Genomic DNA, 16,652 nt, shown 5'->3' on the forward strand with positions numbered 1-16,652 from the left:
GATGATCCAGTACGCCGCGGCTTCTCGGTTGACGGCACTGTCTCGGAGTACTGGATGCCCCGCCTTCGCGGGGCATGACTGCGGATGATGATAGCCCCCACCCTTCCCGCCGAATTGAAAGCCGCCCTCGACGGCAAGCTGCAGGGCTTCTCCCGCACCGACGCGGCCCAGCGCTCCCAAAAGATCTCGACCGCCTATCGCGCCGGCGGCACTTCCAGCACGATCAAGTCGGAGGCCGATGCGCTCGCTTATGCGCTGGCGCGCATGCCCGCGACCTACGCGGCGGTGGCGGCCAGCCTCAATGCGCTCACCGAAATCGTGCCTGATCTCGCCCCGGAAACGCTGCTCGACGTCGGCGCAGGCCCGGGCACCGCGAGCTGGGCGGCCGCCGAAGCCTTTCCGTCGCTGCAAGACTTTACCCTGCTCGACGCCAACGCCACGCTGAGCCGACTTGCGCTCGAACTCGCGCGCGACAGCACGCGCCTCGCGGAGTGCCGCTATCTGCCGGGTGATGCCGGCGGCACTCTCGCTGAAGTCTCGCAAGCGGATCTGGTCATCGCCAGCTACGTTATCAATGAGCTCGGCGAGGCCGATCAGCGCAAGCTCGCGGAAGCCATGTGGGCGAAGGCGCGCCACGCACTGGTCGTGATCGAGCCCGGCACGCCCGCCGACTATGCCCGCATTCTCGCACTGCGCCAGCAGCTGATCGCGGCAGGCGCCTACGTCGCCGCGCCCTGCCCGCACGAAAGGTCGTGCCCGCTCATCGCGCCCGACTGGTGCCATTTCAGCCAGCGCCTGCCTCGCTCGCAGGCGCACCGCCAGATCAAGGGTGCCGAGGTGCCGTTCGAGGACGAGCGCTTCATCTACGTCGCCTTGACCCGCACACCGCCCGCAACGCGCGCGGCGCGCGTGCTGGCCCCGCCGGATGTCGGCAAGGCCGAGATCACGGCAAAGCTCTGCAGCCAGGACGGCGTTGAACTTGCAAAGGTGGCCCGCCGCGATAAGACCGCCTATGCACGTGCCCGGCGCTGGCGCTGGGGCGATGCCGTCGTTGCCGAAAGTTAACCCTGTTCAGGGCTTTCGCCTTGAACTCGGATGGCTTCCGATTCGACCAAGTCTAACCTCCCTCTGCATCGGGCTCTCATCCTGCGCCAATCTGGTCTACCCTGGCGCCCGCCTTCTTCCCTCTTCAGGAGTTCTCCATGTCGACCGGCTGGATCGTTCTCGGCGTCATCGTCGTCCTCGTGCTGTTCGCCTTCAGCGCCTATAACCGCCTGGTGGCGCTGAGCCAGCGCGTCGGCCAGGCCTTTGCCGATATCGACGTGCAGCTCAAGCAGCGTCACGACCTGGTCCCGAACCTGGTCGAGACCGTGAAGGGCTACGCCTCGCACGAGCGCGGCACGCTCGACGACGTCATCAAGGCGCGCAATTCGGCGATGTCGGCGCAGGGACCGGCGCAGGTGTCCGCCGCCGAGACCCAGCTCTCCGGCGCGCTCGGCCGGCTGATCGCGCTGTCGGAGGCCTATCCCGACCTCAAGGCCAACGCCAATTTCCAGCAGCTCGCCAGCGAACTCTCCGACCTCGAGAACAAGATCGCGGCGAGCCGCCGTTTCTTCAACAACGCGGTCCAGGAATACAACACCGGCATCCAGCAGATGCCCGCCGCGCTGTTCGCCGGCATGTTCGGCTTCACCAGGAAGGACTTCTTCGATCTCGGCGCCAGCCGCACCGAGGTCGAGACGGTACCTCAGGTGAAGTTCTGATTGCCTGATATGTCGATTGTTCTTCTCCGTCATTCCGGGGCGTCGCAAAGCGACGAACCCGGAATCTCGATCGACATCCCCAATCTCTGGATTCCGGGTTCAGGCCTCCGGCCTGCCCCGGAATGACGGTGATGAGGAAACAGTCATGGCCGCGTATGGTCTCTACACGCACATCGCCTCGAACAAGTTTCGTTCGATGCTGCTGCTCGCCGGCCTGTTCATGCTGGTCTACGTGCTGGTCTATGCCGGCGCACTGGTCGCCGAGGTCGTCATCAACGGCAATGGCACGGTCGCCTACTATCTGAGCCGCGCCTTTACCGACCTGCTCAAGGCCGCACCGTTCGCGACGATCGCGGCGGCGCTCTGGACCGTGATCGCCTATTTCTTCCACCAGTCGATGATCGATGCCGTGACCGGCGGCCACGATGTGACCCGGCAGGAGGAGCCGCGGCTCTACAATCTGCTCGAAAACCTCTGCATCTCGCGCGGCATCACCATGCCGAAGCTGAAGATCATGGAGAGCCCGGCCCTGAACGCGTTCGCGACCGGCCTCAATCCGCGGCAATATTCCATCACCGTCACCACCGGTCTCCTCGCAACACTGAATGACAAGGAGATCGAGGCGGTGCTGGGCCACGAGCTGACCCACATCAAGAACGGCGACGTGCAGCTCATGGTGGTCGCCGTCATCATCGCCGGCGTGGTCGGATTCTTCGGCGAATTGTTCTTCCGCCTGTTCACGAACTTCAACTGGAGCTCCGGGGGCTCGGGCTCCTCCTCCCGGTCGTCCTCGTCATCGAGCGACAGCAAGAGCTCCGGCGGCGGCGCGGTGATCGTGATCATCATCGCGATCGTGCTGATCGTGGTAGCCTGGCTGCTGTCCCAGGTGGTGAAGCTTGCACTGTCGCGGTCGCGCGAATTTCTCGCGGACGCGGGCTCCGTCGAGCTGACGAAAGATCCTGACGCGATGATCTCGGCGTTGCGCAAGATCGAAGGCCGCGGCGAGCTGCCTGGCGCGACCTCGGCGGTGATGGAGCTCTGCGTCGACAATCCGCGCGAGGGCTTTGCCGATTTGTTCGCGACCCATCCTTCGGTGCAGTCCCGGGTCGATGCGCTGGTCAAGTTCGCTGGTGGCCACGACCCCGGTCCGCTGCCAGACCCCGCCGAAGAGACGGATCAACCCGCAACGGAACAACCGGAGGCACAGGCCAACCCGCAGGATGCGCAGCCGCCGCCGCCGCGCGGGCCGTGGAACGACGCAGGCAACCCGGCTGGACCGCCGCCCGTGCCGGCCCCAGGCCCCTCAGGAGCTCCGGCGGGCAATGCGATGGGACCTTGGGGCCGCCATTGAGCGCGTGATTTACCGCTACACGCGGCGGTTTTCGGGGTGCTCCGGAAAAACCACTGGAATTGCCGCAACTGCGGCCCAAGGAATTGAATTCTCCCTTGTTTCTGCCATGTTCGCGCCCAACAGCAGACTCGGGACATCGATTTGGGGCCCGGCCGATTGCGACCTCGCGATCGGGGGCGCGCGTTAGGGGACAGCAATGGCAAAGCCGGCAGTGGTTGTGGTGGGCGCGGACAAGGGCGGGGTCGGCAAGACCACGGTGTCGCGGACCTTGCTCGATTATTTCTCAGCCAACAACGTACCGACCCGCGCGTTCGACACGGAGTCCCCGCGCGGAACCCTGAAGCGCTTCCACCCTGATATCACCGAGATCGTCGACATGACGACGACGGCGGACCAGATGAAGATCTTCGACACGCTCAATGCGGTGAGCCCGTCGGTGACCGTCATCGACGTCCGCGCCGGCCTGCTCTCGCCCGCCCTCGCCTCGCTGCGCGACATCGGCTTTCTCGATGCCGCCAAGGCCGGGCAGATCACCTTTGCCGTGTTCCACATCCTGGGCCCCTCGATCGCCTCGCTGGAGGAGATCGCCGAGACCGCAGGCTTCATGGGCGGCGCGAAATATTTCCTGGTCAAGAACTTCATCAACGACACCCAGTTCTTCCAGTGGGACCAGGCGACCTACAATTCCTACTTCCACCGCATCAAGGACGCGACCGAGCTGACCATCCCCAAACTCAACGAAATGGCCTACGAGCAGGTCGAGGTCTCCTCCGTCCCGTTCCTGAAATTCGTCGCCAACAAGGGCATCAACGACGAGGCCGCGAACTATTCGTTCGTGCTGCGCGGCTATGTCCGGCACTGGCTGGCCAATGTCTGGAGCGAATTCGACCGCATCCGCCTGACCGACATCGTCGGTTCGAAGCCGGCGACCCGCAACAGCGAAAAATAGTTGCGCAGCCCGGGCGGATGCGGCTGGATTGGGTGGTGAGTTGGCCTGATATAGCTGTCGATGCCCGCGACACCCGTCTACATCATCTGTTCGCCCCGCCCGCAGGTCGGCAAGACCTTGCTGGCGCGGCTTTTGAGCGAATTCCTGCTGCTCAAGAACGGCAACGTCGCGGCCTTCGACGTCAACCTGAAGGAGCCGTCGCTGCTCGACTATTTGCCGAAGGTCACGGAAACCGCGGACGTGATCGACACCTATGGCAAGATGCAGCTGATGGACCGCGTCATCCTCGATGACGGTGTTGCCAAGGTGATCGACCTCGGCTTCCACGCCTTCGACGAGTTCTTCAAGATGACCGACGAGATCGGCCTCCTGAAGGAGGCGGCGCGCCGCCATGTCGCACCGCAGATCCTGTTCGTCGCCGACACCGACCGCGCCTCGGCCCGCGCCCATGAGATGCTGCGCGGGCAGATCCCGCGCATGAACCTGATCACCGTGGACAACGAATATGTCGTGCGCGGCGAGCTGCCGCCCGCGATGGAAGGCGGCCGGCTGTTCCGCCTGCCCGCGCTGCCGGGTTTCCTGAAGACCTATATCGACCGGCTGAATTTCTCCTTCACCGGCTATCTGCGCCAGGAAAAGGACTCTTCCACCGAGCTGCACCAATGGACCCGGCGGAACTACATCGCCTTGCGGGAACTTGAGCTCAGCCTGATCCTGCAGCGGTCCTGATCGCAATCCATCCGGGCGTATCCTCGCCCGCCCCGCTCAATGCCCCTCGAACGTCATCAGCGTGCGCACCGGCAGGTCCATGGCGCGCAGCTTGGCGGCGCCGCCGAGTTCGGGCAGGTCGATGATGAAGCAGGCGGCGACGATGTTGGCGCCGATCTGGCGCAGCAGCTTCACCGCGCCTTCCGCAGTACCGCCGGTGGCGATGAGGTCGTCGACCAGGATGACGCGTTCACCTGGCTGGATCGCGTCGACATGCATCTCCATCTCGTCGATGCCGTATTCGAGCGAGTAGGCGATGCGCACGGTGGTGTGCGGCAGCTTGCCCTTCTTGCGGATCGGCACGAAGCCGGCCGAGAGCTGATGCGCCACCGCGCCGCCGATGATGAAGCCCCGCGCTTCCATGCCGGCGACCTTGTCGATCTTGTTGCAGGCCCAGGGATTGACGAGCTCGTCCACTGCGCGGCGGAAGGCGCGCGCATCCGCGAGCAGGGTCGTGATGTCGCGGAACATGATCCCCGGCTTGGGATAGTCGGGAATGGTGCGGACGCTCGCCTTGATGTCGTGGTCAAAAGTCATGGTTATCTCGCTCTGGCTTTTCCACCGTCATTGCGAGCGAAGCGAAGCAATCCAGATCTTCTCCGCGGCAGCAGTCTGGATTGCTTCGTCGCCAGCGCAAAATTGCTTCGCAATTTTGTCGCGGGCTCCTCGCAATGACGGTCCTTACTCAATTCGCCCCCGCTTCCAGCCGGAACGCATTTTCGACAATACGCAAGCCCACCTCGCCGCCGAGTGACATCAGCGATTCCGGGTGGAATTGCACGCCCGCCACCGGCAGGGTCTTGTGCTCGAGCGCCATGGCGACGCCGTCCTCGGTGCTGGCAGTGACGGACAACACCTCCGGCATGCTGTCGCGCTCGACATAGAGCGAGTGATAGCGGCCGATGACGATCTCGTTCGGCAAATTGCGCATCAAGCGCCCGCCGCGCACCTGGACCCGCGACGGCCGGCCGTGGGCGGGATGGGCGAGCTGGCCGAGCTCGCCGCCGAAATATTCGCCGATCGCCTGTACGCCGAGGCAGACGCCGAACACCGGCAGCTTGCTCTCCAGCGCCGCATCAATGGTCTTCCTGATCCCGAAATCTTCGGGCCTGCCCGGACCGGGCGACAGCACCAGCAAATCCCACCTCTTCTGCTTGAGCATGTCGAGCGCATGCACATAGCGGACCACGGTGACGCTGGCGCCGACCTGGCGGAAATAGTCGGCAAGCATGTGCACGAAGCTGTCGTCGTGGTCGATCAGCAGCACCTGCTTGCCCGAGCCGGTGGCATCGGGTGCAAAGGTCGACAGCGGCTTTGGCGGATCGCCGCGCAGCGCCTGGAACAGCGCGGCAGCCTTGACCTGGCATTCGCGGTCCTCCGCCGCGGGGTCTGAATCGAACAGGCAGGTGGCGCCGACGCGCACCTCGGCAAGACCGTCCTTCATGCGGATGGTGCGGATGGTGAGGCCGGTGTTGATGCTGCCGTCGAAATTGACCGCGCCGATCGCCCCCGCATACCAGCGTCGCGGGGAGCGCTCGTGATCCTCGACGAATTGCATCGCCCAGAGCTTTGGCGCGCCTGTGACGGTTACCGCCCAGGCATGGGTGAGGAAGGCGTCGAGCGCGTCGAAGCCGGGGCGAAGCATGCCCTCGACATGATCAACGGTGTGGAACAGCTTTGAGTAGGTCTCGATCTGGCGGCGCGCCAGCACCTTGATCGTGCCCGGCACGCAGACGCGCGCCTTGTCGTTGCGGTCGACGTCGGTGCACATGTTGAGCTCGAACTCGTCCTTCTCCGAGTTCAGCAGCTGGCGGATCTGCTCGGCATCGCCGATCGCGTCGGCGCCGCGCGCGATCGTGCCCGAAATCGGGCAGGTCTCGACCCGGCGACCGTCCGAGCGCACGAACATTTCCGGCGAAGCCGAGACCAGAAACTCGCCCTCGCCGAGATTCATCAGCGCGCCATAGGGCGACGGGTTGATGACGCAGAGCCGCTGGAACACTTCGGCCGGCGAGCGGTCGCACGGCTCGGCGAAGAGCTGCCCCGGCACGGCTTCGAACAGATCGCCGCGGGCAAAGGCCGCGCGCGCGGTCTCGACGGTGGCCTGATATTCGCCAGGGGCGTGATCGGCGAAGCCCTGGCGCGGAGTCTTCAAGTACGGGCTGTCAGCCGTCTCGCGCGGCAGGCCCTCGGTGGATTGGCCCTTCCACGCGAAGTCGTAAGTGAGCACCACGCCGCGCCCGGTGGCGCGGTCATAGGCCAGCAAGCGATCGGGCACATAGAGCACGATGTCGCGCTGGTCCGCCTCGCGCGGGCGCTTCTGCACGAGATCCTCGATCTGGAAGACGAGGTCGTAGGCGAAGGCGCCGAACAGGCCGAGCAGCCCGTCATCATTGGCGAAGAAGGCGGCGACGATGTCGCGCACCAGCGACATCACGCTGGCGCGCCGCGTGCGCTGGTCCTCCTCGACCGGCGCATCGCCGCGGATGATGTGGCCGGCAAGGCGCGTGGCCGATTTCTCGGAGATCACCACGCAGGGCTCGCGCAGCACGTCGCCGAGAAAGGCGATCAGCACCTGCCCGCGCTCGTTCAGCGCTTCCAGCCTGAAATTGACGCCTGTGGTCTCGAGCTTGAGCGGCGGGTCGGAGAAGCCGAGATCGAAGCTCTCATAGCGGCCCGGCACGGTCGTACCCGAGGACAGCACCACGCCGCGGCGGCGGTCGAGCAGGTTGACGAGGTCGTCGAGCCTGTTGGCGCCGCCGGTAAACTGCTCCGCCACGCGCGTGATCGCAAGACCCGCACGGGTCACATAGTCGCTTCGGGCCGGGAGGGCAAAGACGGTCCTGTTCATGGGGTCCTCTTACGAGACTTGCCGAGGGAACGCCACACAGGACAAACGATCAGGCCGCCGCACCGCGTGGGCGACCTTCGACGATTTTGAGAAAAGAAATCGCATCGGCCACCTCTTCAGGAGGTGCGCCACCAAAGACGGGCTGGGCGGACGGCGGTGCTCATGGGCGGATACTCACCATGGCGGACGGACGACGTCAAGAGCCGCTTGTTGGGAGCCGAGTTGCCGACTATTGCACGCCGGGGTCAGGCTGACGGCCGAACTTGCGCTTCTTCCGATCCCATTTCAGGATCGAAAAGTCGTCGCACTGCATGCATGTCAAGACGACGATGCTGCTGTCCTTTCCCTTCTGCAAGACACCAAATTGACGGTCCTCGCGCACCGCGCTCACAAAGCGGATATTCGGCGTCCCAACGGTCGGCTGGTCCAGGATCAGGATGAACCTGCCCTTCGGACCTGCGCATTCCTGGAAGACGCCGACCAACGCGACCTGTCTGGTGGCCGTCCCGTCGAACTGGCCTTCGATCGCGAAGGACAGTTTACTCTCCTCCATCGCATCCGTGCCGTCCTCGAAGAGCAAGTCCCTGGGAATGAGGTCCTTGCGGAATTCGGTCGCCTTGCACCAGTTCTTGCGGATCTGGTTCGCCGGAATGCCGCGAACCTCGGTCGTGAACGGATGGAAATCCGCAATGAGCCACCAGGCCTCCTTCTTGGGATCGCCGTGCAGCGTCACGAAAGCCTGCTGCGCCATTGCGTGAGTCGCCGCCCCCAGGAGCACGCCGACAGCGGCCACGCTCGTTCGCACGATCCGGCCAACGAGGCGGTGCGAGAAAGACGAGGTCGACATGCCGGCTGCCTTCTTTCGCATCATCCCAAATGTTTCCGGAAAAACTCCGTCGCCCTGCCCCAGGCGAGCTCGGCGGCTTCGCGGTCGTGCACGGCCTGGCGCTGCTCGTTGACGAAGGCGTGCTCGGCGTCATAGCGGAACAGCTCAAGCGACTTGCCGGCGGCCTTCATGGCCTTTTCGAAGCCGTTGACCAGCTCCGGCGTACACCAATCGTCCTTGTTGGCGAAATGGGCCTGGAGCGGGATCTTGACGTCGGCGGGCTTGGCCGCCTGCTCCGGCGGAATGCCGTAGAACACGACGCCGGCCGCGAGCTCCGGGATCTTGGTCGCGCCGATGATGGTCACGGCGCCGCCGAGGCAGAAGCCGGTTAGCCCGACCTTGGCGCCGTTGCGCGACAGGTATTGCGTGGCGCCGCGCACGGTCTGCGTGGTCGCGTCCATGAAGTCGAGCGAGTTCATCTCCTTGTTGGCGGAATCGGTGTCGTGATAGGGCACCACCTTGCCCTTGTAGAGATCGGGCGCCAGCGCGTCGAAGCCGGCCAGCGCAAAGCGGTCGCACAGGCCCTTGATCTGGTCCGACAGCCCCCACCATTCCTGGATCACGACCACGCCCGGCGCGTTGCCGCGTGCGGCGTTGGCGAGATAGCCCGAGGCTTCGTTGCCGTCCGGGCGCTTGAACGTGATGGTGGTTCCCATAGTGTCCTCCGACGCATTTTTGGGGGAGCAGTTGAGGGTTATTGTGCCGTCTAGACGGATGCGACGCAATCCACACTCCCGTCATTCCGGGGCGGTGCGCAGCACCGAACCCGGAATCTCGAGATTCCAGGTTCGCGCTATCGCGCGCCCCGGAATGACGGAGAGTTGGGCCGACAAAAAAGCCCCCTTACGGGGGCTTTTCATTTCATTGAGTCTTGCACGGATCAGTGCGAGGCGGCCCAGACCTTCTTCTTGGTGAAGTACATCAGGCCCGCGAAGACGATCAGGAACACGAAGACCTGGAAGCCGAGGCGCTTGCGCGCTTCCATGTGCGGCTCGGCCGTCCACATCAGGAACGTGGTGACGTCCTTGGCGTACTGGGCGACCGTGGCCGGCGAGCCGTCGTCATAGGTCACCTGCCCGTCGCTGAGCGGCTTCGGCATCTTGATGGCATGGCCCGGGAAGTACCTGTTGAAGTAGGACCCCTCCGGGATGGTGACGCCCTCCGGCACCTTCTCCTCATAGCCCTGGAGCAGCGCGGTGACATAGTCAGGCCCCTGCTCCTGGTACTGAGTGAAGACGTCGAAAATGAACCAGGGGAAACCGCGCTTGTAAGAGCGCGCCTTGGTGATCAGGGACAGGTCGGGCGGCGCCGCGCCTCCGTTCGCGGCACGCGCGGCCTGCTCGTTCGGGAATGGCGAGGGGAAATAGTCCGCCGGCCGGCCCGGACGCTCGAACATGTCACCCGCATCGTTCGGACCGTCCTTGACCTTGTACTCCGACGCGAACGCCGACGCCTGCGCCACCGAATAGCCAGGACCGCCGGCCTCGGCGAGGTTGCGGAAGGCGATGTAAGACAAACCGTGGCAACTGGAGCAGACCTCCTTGTAGACCTTCAGGCCACGCTGCAGCGCCCCGCGGTCAAACGTGCCGAAAGGGCCCGAGAACGACCATTTGTTGCCGGGCGGCGTATCGCTGCCTTCAGACGCTTTCGCGCTGTCGATCGAGCCCGCGAACAACGAACCGGCGAGCGCCAGCACGATCGCGGTGGAGACCATCGGCGTCGACCGGCTGCCGGTCTTGGCCAGGACTGCATCCGAGATCGAGTTCGGCACCGGCCGCGGCTTCTCGATGCGCGCGAGCAGCGGCAGCACGATCAGGAAGTAGGCGAAGTAGCAGAACGTCAGGACCCGGCCGGCAATGACGTAGATGCCCTCCGGCGGCTGCGCGCCGAGATAGCCGAGCAGGATGCAGACCGCGACGAAGATCCAGAAGAACTGCTTGGCGAGCGGACGGTACTTCGACGACCTGGTCTTGGCGCTGTCCAGCCAGGGCAGGAAGCACAGGATGATGATCGCCCCGAACATCGCGATGACGCCGGCGAGCTTGTCCGGAATCGAGCGCAGGATCGCGTAGAACGGCAAGTAATACCATTCCGGCACGATGTGCGGCGGCGTCACGCCCGGGTTCGCCGGAATGTAGTTGTCGGCGTCGCCGAGATAGTTCGGCATGTAGAAGATGAACCAGGCGTACAGCAGCAGGAAGCAGGCGACGCCGAACATGTCCTTGATGGTGGCATGCGGCGTGAACGGCACCGTGTCCTTTTCCGTCTTCGGCTCGACGCCGTCAGGATTGTTCTGACCGGCGACGTGCAGCGCCCAGACGTGCAGCACGACGACGCCCGCGATCACGAAGGGCAGCAGATAGTGCAGCGAGAAGAAGCGGTTCAGCGTCGGGTTGCCGACCGAATAGCCCCCCCACAGCAGCGTCACGATGCTCTCGCCGACATAGGGAACGGCGGAGAACAGGTTGGTGATGACGGTGGCGCCCCAGAAGCTCATCTGGCCCCAGGGCAGCACGTAGCCCATGAAGCCGGTCGCCATCATCAGGAGGTAGATGATGACGCCGAGGATCCACAGCACCTCGCGCGGCTCCTTGTACGACCCGTAGTAGAGGCCGCGGAACATGTGGACGTAGACGGCGACGAAGAACATCGAGGCGCCGACCGCGTGCATGTTGCGCAGCAGCCAGCCGTAGTTCACGTCGCGGACGATCAGCTCGACCGACTTGAAGGCGAGATCGGCATTCGGCGTGTAGTGCATCGCCAGGATCACGCCGGTCAGGATCTGCATCCCCAGCATGAAGGAGAGAATGGCGCCGAAGGTCCACCAGTAGTTCAGGTTGCGCGGGGTGGGATAGGCGACGAAGGAGGAATGGATGAGACCAAAGATCGGCAGGCGCCGCTCGATCCATTGCAGGGCCGGATTGCTCGGCTGGTAGTCGGATGGTCCGCTCATGATGCGATCCTGAGGAAATAATACGACGAGACGGCGCGAAGCTTCGGACGAAAGTCCGAAGCTCAGCCGATCTGGATTTTGGTGTCGGAAACGAACTGGTACGGCGGCACTGCCAGGTTCGAGGGCGCAGGGCCCTGGCGGATGCGGCCGGACGTATCGTAAACCGAACCATGGCAGGGGCAGAAGAACCCGTCGTAGCTGCCTTCATGAGCGATCGGGATGCAGCCGAGATGGGTGCAGATGCCGATCACGACCAGCCACTGATCGTGACCGGACTTGACCCGGGCCTCGTCGGACTGCGGATCGGGCAGGCTCGCCACGTTGACGGCGCGCGCTTCCTCGATCTGCTTCTTGGTGCGGTGGCTGATGTAGATCGGCTTGCCGCGCCAGAACACCTTGATGTCCTGGCCCTCGGCGATCGGACTGAGATCGACCTCGATCGGCGCACCGGCGGCGATGGTCGAGGCGTCAGGATTCATTTGGGAGATGAAGGGCCAGAGCGCAGCCGCGCCCCCTACTGCTGCAGCTGCCCCGGTTGCAACGAATAAGAAATCACGGCGTGTCGGATGGTCCGCCGAAGACGCTGTCGTCACGATTCCAACCCTTTCTTCTTGTGCTACCGGTGGAACCGCTCCGAGGGGCGCCCAAGAGGTCCCCGGAAAGGCTGCCGGCGCCCGCGGCCCCCCGCGGCGGCAGAACTTCGCTTGTCCACCTCTAAACGGGTGAAACAGCAGTCCAGAATCGTTCTATTGGCACCCTTGCCGGGCGAGCGCAAGCCCGCTAACGGCGTGGGAGCGTGCCATGCACCAATTCCCGGGCGGGCGATGTTTTATTGAGACATTCCCGCCCGCATCGCCCCCCGAACACAGCCCATGCAGATAGCGCTTTTTCAGCCTGACATCGCTCAGAACACCGGCACGATTCTCAGGCTTTGCGCCTGTCTGGGCATGGACGCCCATATCATCGAACCTGCGGGCTTCCCCGTCTCCGACCGCTTGTTCCGCAGGGCGGGAATGGATTACCTCGACCATGTCCGGCTGACCCGCCACGACTCCTGGTCGAAATTCGAGGACTGGCGCGCCGCACAGGGCTACCGGCTGCTGCTGTTCACCACCAAGGCTGCGACCGACTACCGCGATTTTCGTTACCAGAGGTCGGACATCCTGCTATTCGGACGCGAGAGCGCCGGCGTCACCGATGCGGTGGTCGAGGCCGCCGATGCGCGGCTGGTGATCCCGATCGAGGCGGGGCTGCGGTCGCTCAATGTGGCGATGAGCGCGGCCATGGCCGCAGGCGAGGCGCTGCGGCAGATCCGGAACCCGCAAGTCTGACAGGGTTCAAGTCTGACAGGTTGAGGAGAGACGATTGAGTTACGCGGTCAAGGAAATCTTCCTGACCCTGCAAGGCGAAGGCGCCCATGCCGGGCGTGCGTCCGTGTTCTGCCGTTTTGCCGGCTGCAATCTCTGGAGCGGCCGCGAGGCCGACCGCGCCGACGCGACCTGCAAGTTCTGCGACACCGATTTCGTCGGCACCGACGGCACGCTCGGCGGGCGCTACGGCTCGGCCGTGGAACTCGCGGACACCATTGCCGCGCAATGGACCGCCTCAGGCGGCAATCGCTACGTGGTGCTAACCGGCGGCGAGCCCCTACTCCAGGTCGATGCCGAACTGATCGAAGCGCTCCACGCCCGCGGCTTCGAGATCGGCGTCGAGACCAACGGCACGATCGCTGCGCCTGATGGCCTCGACTGGATCTGCGTCAGCCCGAAGGGCGGCAGTGAGCTGGTCCTCCGCTGGGGCCACGAGCTGAAGCTGGTCTATCCCCAGGCGCTGGCTGCGCCGGAGACTTTCGAGGATCTGGCCTTCGAGCGCTTCTCGCTGCAGCCGATGGACGGGCCCGAGGTGATCGAGAACACCGCGCGCGCGATCGAGTACTGTCTGCGCCATCCGCAATGGCGGCTCAGCGTGCAGACGCATAAATCGCTCGGCATCAGATAGGACGCGCCCCACGAATGCTGATGGACGCCTCAACGATAGACGACCGCAAGGCCCGCGCCCGCGCCTGGTTCGAGCGATTGCGCGACGACATCTGCGCGAGCTTCGAGCGGCTGGAGGACGACGCACCGCCAAGCCTCTATCCCGGCGAAGCCGGCCGCTTCAAGCGCACGCCCTGGGAGCGCACCGATCATACCGGCGCGGCCGGCGGCGGCGGGGTGATGTCGATCATGCACGGCCGCCTGTTCGAGAAGGTCGGGGTGCACTGCTCGACGGTGCACGGCGAGTTCGCCCCCGAATTTCGGGCCCAGATCCCCGGTGCTGCGGAGGATCCAAAATTCTGGGCCTCCGGCATCTCGCTGATCGCGCATATGCGCAATCCGAACGTGCCCGCCGTGCACATGAACACCCGCTTCGTCGTCACCACCAAGGCCTGGTTCGGCGGCGGCGCCGACCTCACGCCGGTGCTGGAGCGAAGGCGGACGCAGGAGGATACCGACACGATCGCCTTCCATGCCGCGATGAAACAGGCCTGCGCGCAGCCGGATGGCGTTGCCGACTACGACAAGTACAAGAAGTGGTGCGATGAGTATTTCTACCTGCCGCACCGGAAAGAGGCGCGCGGCATCGGCGGCATCTTCTACGACTGGCACGACAGCGGCGACTGGGACGCCGACCTCGCCTTCACCCAGGACGTCGGCCGCACCTTCCTGAAGATCTATCCCGAGATCGTGCGGCGCAATTTCGCGACAGGCTGGACGGCGGAGGATCGCGAGGAGCAGCTGATCCGGCGCGGCCGCTATGTCGAGTTCAACCTGCTCTACGACCGCGGCACCATCTTCGGACTCAAGACCGGCGGAAATGTGGATTCCATCCTGTCGTCGCTGCCCCCGGAGGTGAAGTGGCCATGACGACGATGAAGCTCGCCGTGAGGCCGCTGCCGCGCGCCATGCTGATCGACATGGACGACACCATCCTGTCGGCCTATGGCCGGCCCGAGATCGCCTGGAACACGATCGCGAACGAGTTTGCCGAGGAGCTTGCGCCGCTGCCGCCGGCCGAGGTCGCAACCGCGGTGCTGGCTTTCGCGCGAAACTTCTGGGCGAACGCGGAAGCGGCGTGGCGGATGAAGCTCGCCGAGGCGCGGCACCTGACAGTCAAGGGCGGCTTTGCCGCGCTTGCGGCGGCCGGCCATCGCGCCCTGCCCGACGATCTCGCCGTTCGCCTCGCCGACCGCTTCACCGCCTATCGCGAGGAGGAGATGTTCGTGTTTCCCGGTGCGCATGAGGCGATCGACCGGTTCAAGGCGCTCGGCATCAAGCTCGCGCTGGTCACCAACGGCGCCGCGGACATGCAGCGCGCCAAGGTCGAGCGCTTCGAGCTGGCGCACCGCTTTCACCACATCCAGATCGAAGGCGAGCACGGCTTCGGCAAGCCCGAGGAGCGCGCCTATCTGCACGCCATGCAGGCGCTCGGCGTCACCGCGGAGGAGACCTGGATGATCGGCGACAACCTGGAATGGGAAGTCGTGACGCCGCAGCGTCTCGGCATCTACTCGATCTGGATGGACGTGCATGGCGACGGCCTGCCCGAGGGCTCGACGGTCAAGCCCGACCGCATCATCCGCTCGCTCGGCGAGCTGCTGCCTGACCAGGCGTAACCCGGCAAAACAAAACTGCGAAAACAACCCCATGCACAGTAGCCGGCTGCTGCAAAATCAAGGGCTTGCGGATTTTGCGAAATCCGCTTTGACCCGTCGGGCAAAACAGGGGTATGATGTCATCGTCGCGGGCTTGTGATGGACAGGATTCTGCGTGAGCCGCATCAGCAACCAGTGCCCGCCGATCACGCGCGAGCGGGCCTGAGACCGTAGCGCGACGCGCCGGCCGATTTTCCCACAACGCGCAGCCGGCGTGATCGGCATGTCATGACCGCCTGTTAGCCTCACGGCCGATCAACCCGAAAGGACAATCCATGGAATTGAAAGCCGGCGATGTGGTGATGCTGAAATCCGGCGGCCAGCCGCTGACCGTCGCGGAGGTGAAGGCGGACGAGGTGCTGTGCCTGTGGATGGGCATGGAAGGCGACCTGTTCCGCGAGACGCTGCCGCTGGCCGTGCTCGTGCAGGTGGAAGAGGAAGAGGATGAGGATGAAGAGGAGGACGACGACGAGGAGTAGGCGCGCCTGACACTGCATCCTCGTTGGATCGGAGCGTTCCGCTGCGACGCTCCGCTTCTGTGCCAACAGCAGTGCAGCAGGGGACATCGCTGGATGCCGCAGGAGGGTCAAAGACGGCGGTCCGCACCGGAGGCGAGGACTCCTACTCCGCCCCCGAGTCCAGACCTGCCGCTGGACTGCGTCCACCAACGCGATGGGCCAGAAGCAGACTAAACGTCCGCAAGCGAACGGCGGTGGGTTAGCCAATAGTCATTCTGCCACTCCTCGTAGCCAAGCAACTCGCCAAAGCGCCTTTCGCGGTTGTCGAACCAAGCTCCCGACTCGCTCAGAAGCGTAAGCATCGCATCAACCCGCCATTCGTGGCCCGGTAAGGCATAGAATAGCCTCCGGTATTTGAGCTGCGACAGGTCATGGCATGGCATGGCTCAATCACTTCGCGTCTTATCAGACGGCCAACTGCAACATGCCTATCGAACAGCCGCCAATATCGAATACAGATGTCTGGCTCTTGACCAATGACATCCATGAAGTATGCGAGGGGCTTTGCGCCCCTTAGCATCAAGCCGAGTTCTCTGTTGGTGTGGACCAAATAGGGCAGCTGACGAAGCCATTCGGGTTTCATGCTCGGCATCTTCACTGCACAACGTTAATTTCCGCTAAGGGTCGATATTGTTGCAAAAGTCATTGTAACCGACGAATGCCCCTTCGGCCATTGGGCAAAGTGGACCGGCTTTGATCCGCCGACCCTGACGCTCTCTACGCAACTCCTACGCTACGCGATGCAGAGAGCATGAGCGGGCGGAGGTCGTGCAACGAGCGACGCGAGGCGCCTCAGATTTTGCGCGATGGCAGCAAGAACAAACTCATCCTGTGCGCCTCGTGGTCCACGCAGTCGAAGCCGACCGAGCCTGAGAATGCGCTTCAGGTGTGCAAACCGCATCTCAATCTTCTTCCGCTC

At 64.2% G+C, this 16,652-nt stretch carries 17 protein-coding genes; 10 read left to right on the plus strand and 7 right to left on the minus strand.

What is annotated here, in order from left to right:
* The first annotated feature begins 84 nt into the window (after positions 1–84).
* From H1B27_RS26005 to H1B27_RS26025, 5 genes are all read left to right on the plus strand, one after another.
* A complete protein-coding gene (locus H1B27_RS26005; protein WP_197968002.1) occupies positions 85–1,065 on the plus strand; it encodes a small ribosomal subunit Rsm22 family protein in 981 nt (326 codons plus the stop codon).
* Between the two features lie 137 nt (positions 1,066–1,202).
* Positions 1,203–1,763 (plus strand): LemA family protein, encoded by a 561-nt coding sequence (locus H1B27_RS26010; protein ID WP_061878516.1) that lies wholly within the window; start codon positions 1,203–1,205, stop codon positions 1,761–1,763.
* 145 nt (positions 1,764–1,908) lie between these two features.
* Positions 1,909–3,114, plus strand: a complete 1,206-nt coding sequence (locus tag H1B27_RS26015; RefSeq protein ID WP_197968003.1) for a M48 family metallopeptidase — start codon at positions 1,909–1,911, stop codon at positions 3,112–3,114.
* 196 nt (positions 3,115–3,310) lie between these two features.
* Complete coding sequence (locus H1B27_RS26020) at positions 3,311–4,063, plus strand: P-loop NTPase family protein (RefSeq protein WP_028179390.1); 753 nt, start codon at positions 3,311–3,313, stop codon at positions 4,061–4,063.
* A 60-nt stretch (positions 4,064–4,123) separates the two neighbouring features.
* Positions 4,124–4,792: a hypothetical protein gene (locus H1B27_RS26025; protein WP_197968004.1), complete on the plus strand. Its 669-nt coding sequence runs from the start codon at positions 4,124–4,126 to the stop codon at positions 4,790–4,792.
* Between the two features lie 36 nt (positions 4,793–4,828).
* On the opposite strand, the gene H1B27_RS26030 is transcribed toward H1B27_RS26025, so the two are convergent.
* From H1B27_RS26030 to petA, 6 genes are all read right to left on the minus strand, one after another.
* Positions 4,829–5,368: an adenine phosphoribosyltransferase gene (locus H1B27_RS26030; protein ID WP_197968005.1), complete on the minus strand. Its 540-nt coding sequence runs from the start codon at positions 5,366–5,368 to the stop codon at positions 4,829–4,831.
* Positions 5,369–5,516: 148 nt separating this feature from the next.
* The gene (locus H1B27_RS26035) at positions 5,517–7,682 is read right to left on the minus strand and encodes an anthranilate synthase component I (RefSeq protein WP_197968006.1); all 2,166 of its coding nucleotides are present in this window, start codon (positions 7,680–7,682) and stop codon (positions 5,517–5,519) included.
* A 229-nt stretch (positions 7,683–7,911) separates the two neighbouring features.
* Positions 7,912–8,553: a hypothetical protein gene (locus tag H1B27_RS26040; protein ID WP_246515710.1), complete on the minus strand. Its 642-nt coding sequence runs from the start codon at positions 8,551–8,553 to the stop codon at positions 7,912–7,914.
* The gene (locus H1B27_RS26045; protein WP_197968007.1) at positions 8,550–9,224 is read right to left on the minus strand and encodes a dienelactone hydrolase family protein; all 675 of its coding nucleotides are present in this window, start codon (positions 9,222–9,224) and stop codon (positions 8,550–8,552) included. The genes H1B27_RS26040 and H1B27_RS26045 overlap by 4 nt, the downstream gene beginning before the upstream one ends.
* Positions 9,225–9,448: 224 nt before the next feature.
* Complete coding sequence (fbcH, locus tag H1B27_RS26050) at positions 9,449–11,521, minus strand: cytochrome b/c1 (RefSeq protein WP_197968008.1); 2,073 nt, start codon at positions 11,519–11,521, stop codon at positions 9,449–9,451.
* A gap of 62 nt (positions 11,522–11,583) precedes the next feature.
* Entirely contained in the window at positions 11,584–12,114 is a 531-nt protein-coding gene (gene petA / locus H1B27_RS26055) for a ubiquinol-cytochrome c reductase iron-sulfur subunit (protein WP_197968009.1), read from the minus strand.
* 279 nt (positions 12,115–12,393) lie between these two features.
* On the opposite strand from petA, the gene H1B27_RS26060 reads away from it, so the two are divergent.
* From H1B27_RS26060 to H1B27_RS26080, 5 genes are all read left to right on the plus strand, one after another.
* A complete protein-coding gene (locus H1B27_RS26060) occupies positions 12,394–12,852 on the plus strand; it encodes a tRNA (cytidine(34)-2'-O)-methyltransferase (protein ID WP_197968010.1) in 459 nt (152 codons plus the stop codon).
* A gap of 34 nt (positions 12,853–12,886) precedes the next feature.
* Positions 12,887–13,519, plus strand: a complete 633-nt coding sequence (gene queE, locus H1B27_RS26065) for a 7-carboxy-7-deazaguanine synthase (RefSeq protein WP_197968011.1) — start codon at positions 12,887–12,889, stop codon at positions 13,517–13,519.
* Positions 13,520–13,539: 20 nt separating this feature from the next.
* Positions 13,540–14,427: an oxygen-dependent coproporphyrinogen oxidase gene (gene hemF / locus H1B27_RS26070; RefSeq protein ID WP_197968012.1), complete on the plus strand. Its 888-nt coding sequence runs from the start codon at positions 13,540–13,542 to the stop codon at positions 14,425–14,427.
* Complete coding sequence (locus tag H1B27_RS26075) at positions 14,424–15,176, plus strand: HAD family hydrolase (RefSeq protein ID WP_061878525.1); 753 nt, start codon at positions 14,424–14,426, stop codon at positions 15,174–15,176. Before hemF ends, H1B27_RS26075 begins: the two co-directional genes overlap by 4 nt.
* A gap of 314 nt (positions 15,177–15,490) precedes the next feature.
* Positions 15,491–15,694: a YodC family protein gene (locus H1B27_RS26080; RefSeq protein ID WP_197968013.1), complete on the plus strand. Its 204-nt coding sequence runs from the start codon at positions 15,491–15,493 to the stop codon at positions 15,692–15,694.
* A 772-nt stretch (positions 15,695–16,466) separates the two neighbouring features.
* Here the strand turns inward: H1B27_RS26080 and H1B27_RS26085 are convergent.
* Positions 16,467–16,652, minus strand: a 186-nt coding sequence (locus H1B27_RS26085; RefSeq protein ID WP_197965826.1) for a transposase, incomplete at its 5' end; no start/stop codon positions are given.

Origin of the sequence: Bradyrhizobium diversitatis (assembly GCF_016031635.1) — a bacterium.
GTDB lineage: Bacteria > Pseudomonadota > Alphaproteobacteria > Rhizobiales > Xanthobacteraceae > Bradyrhizobium > Bradyrhizobium diversitatis.